The sequence below is a fragment of the Enterobacter sp. HMSC16D10 genome (assembly GCF_001807145.1).
Classification (GTDB): Bacteria; Pseudomonadota; Gammaproteobacteria; order Enterobacterales; family Enterobacteriaceae; genus Enterobacter; species Enterobacter roggenkampii.
Genome location: NZ_KV787890.1, coordinates 1 through 1,061 on the forward strand (window position 1 = coordinate 1; position 1,061 = coordinate 1,061).

Genomic DNA, 1,061 nt, shown 5'->3' on the forward strand with positions numbered 1-1,061 from the left:
CCTTCACGGATTGCGAAACGCAGACCGTCGTCCATCGCGATTGGGTGGATCAGCGTCACAACCATCTTGATGTTGTCGCCTGGCATTACCATCTCAACGCCTTCTGGCAGTTCGATGGTACCGGTCACGTCAGTAGTACGGAAGTAGAACTGTGGACGGTAGCCTTTGAAGAACGGAGTATGACGGCCGCCTTCGTCTTTGGACAGGATGTACACTTCAGATTCGAACTTGGTGTGTGGCTTGATTGAGCCTGGCTTCGCCAGAACCTGACCACGTTCGATTTCTTCACGTTTGATACCACGCAGCAGAACACCAACGTTCTCACCAGCACGGCCTTCGTCCAGCAGTTTGCGGAACATTTCAACGCCAGTACAGGTAGACTTCGCAGTCTCTTTGATACCAACGATTTCAACTTCTTCACCAACTTTGATGATACCGCGCTCTACACGACCGGTAACAACGGTACCACGACCGGAGATGGAGAATACGTCTTCGATTGGCAGCAGGAATGGCTTGTCAATCGCACGCTCTGGTTCTGGGATGTAAGAATCCAGGAAGCCAGCCAGTTCGATGATTTTCGCTTCCCACTCTGCGTCGCCTTCCAGCGCTTTCAGAGCAGAACCACGAACGATTGGGGTATCGTCGCCTGGGAAATCGTACTGAGACAGCAGTTCACGAACTTCCATCTCTACCAGTTCCAGCAGCTCTTCGTCATCAACCATGTCGCATTTGTTCAGGAACACGATGATGTAAGGAACGCCTACCTGACGACCCAGCAGGATGTGCTCACGAGTCTGAGGCATTGGGCCGTCAGTCGCAGCAACAACCAGGATCGCGCCGTCCATCTGCGCAGCACCGGTGATCATGTTTTTAACATAGTCGGCGTGGCCTGGGCAGTCTACGTGTGCGTAGTGGCGAGTCGGGGTGTCGTATTCAACGTGGGAAGTGTTGATGGTGATACCACGAGCTTTTTCTTCTGGTGCGTTATCGATCTGGTCGAATGCACGAGCAGAACCACCGTAGGTTTTAGCCAGAACGGTAGTGATTGCAGCAGTCAGGGT

The 1,061-nt window shown here is 52.9% G+C and carries 1 protein-coding gene; it reads right to left on the reverse strand.

Features of this window, described 5'->3' with window-relative positions:
- A partial coding sequence (gene tuf, locus HMPREF3143_RS15015) for an elongation factor Tu (RefSeq protein ID WP_070533513.1) occupies positions 1 to 1,061 on the reverse strand: 1,061 nt, incomplete at both ends.